Source organism: Flavobacterium sp., from assembly GCF_049590715.1.
GTDB lineage: Bacteria > Bacteroidota > Bacteroidia > Flavobacteriales > Flavobacteriaceae > Flavobacterium.
This window is the reverse complement of the sequence record NZ_JBAWDL010000265.1, coordinates 1-3318: the sequence shown is the minus strand read 5'-3', so window position 1 is coordinate 3318 and position 3318 is coordinate 1. Positions and strand designations below refer to the sequence as shown.

Annotated in this window: 6 protein-coding genes; 3 read left to right on the top strand and 3 right to left on the bottom strand. The window is 33.1% G+C overall.

Features of this window, described 5'->3' with window-relative positions:
- Positions 1-267: 267 nt before the first annotated feature.
- The 3 genes from WBQ70_RS11985 to WBQ70_RS11975 are packed head-to-tail and all read right to left on the bottom strand — an operon-like array spanning position 268 to position 1589.
- A complete protein-coding gene (locus tag WBQ70_RS11985; protein ID WP_423914510.1) occupies positions 268-1002 on the bottom strand; it encodes a transposase in 735 nt (244 codons plus the stop codon).
- Between the two features lie 12 nt (positions 1003-1014).
- A complete protein-coding gene (locus WBQ70_RS11980; RefSeq protein ID WP_423914509.1) occupies positions 1015-1161 on the bottom strand; it encodes a hypothetical protein in 147 nt (48 codons plus the stop codon).
- A 14-nt stretch (positions 1162-1175) separates the two neighbouring features.
- Positions 1176-1589, bottom strand: a complete 414-nt coding sequence (locus WBQ70_RS11975) for a hypothetical protein (protein WP_423914507.1) — start codon at positions 1587-1589, stop codon at positions 1176-1178.
- A 107-nt stretch (positions 1590-1696) separates the two neighbouring features.
- Here WBQ70_RS11975 and WBQ70_RS11970 point away from each other — a divergent pair, with 107 nt between their 5' ends.
- From WBQ70_RS11970 to WBQ70_RS11960, 3 genes are all read left to right on the top strand, one after another.
- On the top strand, positions 1697-1819 hold the full coding sequence (locus WBQ70_RS11970; RefSeq protein WP_423914505.1) for a hypothetical protein: 123 nt from the start codon (positions 1697-1699) through the stop codon (positions 1817-1819).
- Between the two features lie 708 nt (positions 1820-2527).
- A complete protein-coding gene (locus WBQ70_RS11965; protein WP_423914503.1) occupies positions 2528-2821 on the top strand; it encodes a type II toxin-antitoxin system HigB family toxin in 294 nt (97 codons plus the stop codon).
- Between the two features lie 6 nt (positions 2822-2827).
- Complete coding sequence (locus WBQ70_RS11960; RefSeq protein WP_423914500.1) at positions 2828-3184, top strand: helix-turn-helix domain-containing protein; 357 nt, start codon at positions 2828-2830, stop codon at positions 3182-3184.
- The last annotated feature ends 134 nt before the right edge of the window (positions 3185-3318 follow it).

Below are 3318 nucleotides of genomic sequence, written 5' to 3'. Positions count from 1 at the left end.
AGGTTACAATGGAATAAAATATAACTCGACAAAATCAATCAATGAATATGATGTTGTTTTGTTTTATCCAGAAAAGCTAAAAATTAGTCCAATAGGAGATCCTTGCATAAAAATTTTTAGGAAGGACAATGAAAAAGATGAGCTAAGAGCAGATTTAATTGACCTATAAATCAATGCCAGCCACCAATCGAGTAGACGGCTCTGCCAGTAACAGACAGAGTGCGCCTCTCACACCACCGTACCCAATGTCATTAAGTTAAGAGATTTTTATATTGCATCTTTCTGATTTTTAAGTACTAAAGGTCTTTTTCGATTGTGATATTTGCCTACTTCCCGTTTATTAATGCGATTTAATCTAATTGGAATTGTGTTTTTAAGAAATAGTTTTTCTAATTCTTTGAATACCTCTTCCAATGGAGCTTCTTTAAAAAGCAACTCTAGGATTCTATTTTTTAAAAAACCATAGGACAAGTTTGTGTTTATCTTGTAATTCAGTTTTGAACTTTTATTCTTTAATTTCAATTCTTCTTGTAAATCATTTACAATGGTCGATTGCAAATTACTTATGAATATCGTGCAGAAAAAGTCCTGTTCTATACTTGCTTTCGAATAACCCGTGAAGTATTCCAATTTCAGTTTGTTTTTCAACTCGTCGTAAAATGTCTCAATGCCCCATCTCAAAAAGTATAATTCTTTAAACATACTGGCTGGGAAAGTTTGACTATCCAATAAAGATGTTATCAAAACTTCAATTTCTCCAGTAGGCAAAACGATTTTAATTAATCGAACTTTTAGCGATGTCGATTTTGTGTATTCTTTATCAACTATAGCGTGTTTTTGATTTGGGAAAACATCAACTATTGCAGATTGTTTCTTACTTTCCACAAAATCTTTTATTAGGAAACTATGCGTTATACTCGTTCTGATTAAATAATCCACATTCTTTTTAAAATGTTCATACTGAAAATCATAACCCACGTAGCCTCTATCATATATAATCAAATCGTTCTTGGTTCAATGATCTGAATGTTTTAATGCCAACTGTCTTTCGCCTAACTCCGAGTTATTCAACGACAAATCCAATGCGAGACGATTCAGTACGTCATACAAAACAGAAGCCCTTCCCTGCACTAGAACTGTTTTAGTGTTGTTTTTTGACACTCCAAATACATTCTTTAATTCTCTGTATGTGGTAAAGTAATCATGGAACCATCAACAGCAAGTAGTCTGTAACCAAAAAATAGTTGAACATCTTTATTTCTTTGAACGTATGTATTATCAGTAATTACTCTCGATAAATATTTAAAAACATCAGGGTTTATCTTTTGCCTTTTCTGAACAAAAGCACTTTTAGTAAAATTTTTAATAGGCTCTGATTCGAGTTTTGAATTAAGATAATTTGTAAAACTATCAATTTCTATTGCCAAACTTTTTCTCAATAAATTGAACATGAAAAGTAAAACTTTTCCAAAAGGCTGTTTACGTTTACGACTAAAATCTTTATCATTCATTCTAAATTCAATTCTTATTTCGTCACTAAAGATCACTTCTTTTAATATTTCAACTATCGCGATTGAGTTCTTTGACATATTTAAAACTATATATTTTACAGTATAAATATAAGAAAAATAATGCAATATATCTAATATTAAATCAATTAAATACTTATTAGTCAATTAAATAAAACACTAACTTAATGACATTGCCACCGTACCCTTCGGCTTCGCTCAGGACAGGCCAAGCGGGTCACGTATACGGCGGTTCGTTATTCATCAACCAATTGCTCTTTACACCAATTGGGCTATCTGCGACTTTATAAATAAGCTAAGAATATCTTTCTTATTTTAATTTTACAGAAAATAACGTTCTGTCCTTCCTTGTGGGTGAGGCCTCCACACTTTTCTGTGGCTCGTTTCCTAACAAGTACTATGACTTCTGCTGGCTTCTTTGCCTAACCAACTCGTGGTTGCAAATACCTCCACTGGTACAGCCCTTTTTCCTTCGTCCAATCACTGGAGCATCTAGATCTAAAAGGTTTTTGTAAACTTAGGACGTTACGTTGCTGTGGACGCTTATCCCCTTTTAAATGCCTCTTATGCACTTTCTGTTTGTCAGTACCGGATTTTGTCGTCTCGCTTCCTTCAGTTCTGCCTTCGCAGCCAACAACCTTGCGACGTACTAATGATTCGGGTTTTCAATCCGCTCATAAGGGACTTACATCCTCTGGAAAAACAACGCACTGTAAGATTTGTTTTCTAATTCGAAATTTGTATTTTCGAATTTTTATTCAACACTACAGTGTGGGGCCTTCTCATGCAGGGCACACATAGCAGTTACAAAAGATGCAAGGATTTAGTGGGATTGCCGTATCGCATTGAACTTTTTACTTACATAGAAAATATGCAGTCACGAAGCCTTGTACCTCGTATAGCTGCAAAACGGTTGGCAGTCATACGCGATCGAGACAAAAAAATAAAAATCCCGTTTTGGGAACTTTTTTTATTATCTTTGAAAAAAATTATTCCATTTGAGAGTAGTAGCAAAAAAAATAGTAAGAGATTTTTGGGAGATACATGGTGATTGTGAACAACAATTAAAATCATGGTTTCAAGAAGCAAGTACAGCTCAATGGAAAAATCCAAATGAAATAAAATTAGATTATCCTAGTGCTAGTATATTAAATGATAATAGAATAGTTTTCAATATTAAAGGAAATAATTATAGATTAATTGTTAAGGTAACTTATGAATATCAAATGATTTGGATTCGATTTATTGGAACGCATGCTGAATATGACAAGATAAATGCAAATGAAATTTAAAATATTATGGAAATTAAACCTATAAAAACAGAAAACGATTACCATCAAGCTTTACAAAGACTTGAAATTATCTTTGATGCAAAAAATGGCTCTCCTGAAGGAGACGAACTTGAGGTGCTTGGTATTTTAATTGAAAAATATGAAAATGAAAAATTCCCTATCAGTTTACCAGATCCCATTGAAGCAATTAAATTTAGAATGGCGCAAATGGGCTATAATCAAAATGATTTAGCAAATATTGTAGGCTTGAAAAGTCGTGCAAGTGAGATTTTAAACCGAAAAAGAAAACTTTCTTTGGAAATGATTAGACAATTACACGAAAGACTTCATATACCTACTGACGTTTTAATTCAAACGTATTAAAAGTACGTCTGTCAACAGCTAGAGTTTCGTTGCGTGCGAAGCACGAACAATGAAACTCGTGTTGAACGGAACTGCTCAACATCCATCCCTATGGGTTTTTCGTTAAATGAGTTTTAAGAATTTCAAGAGGCTAT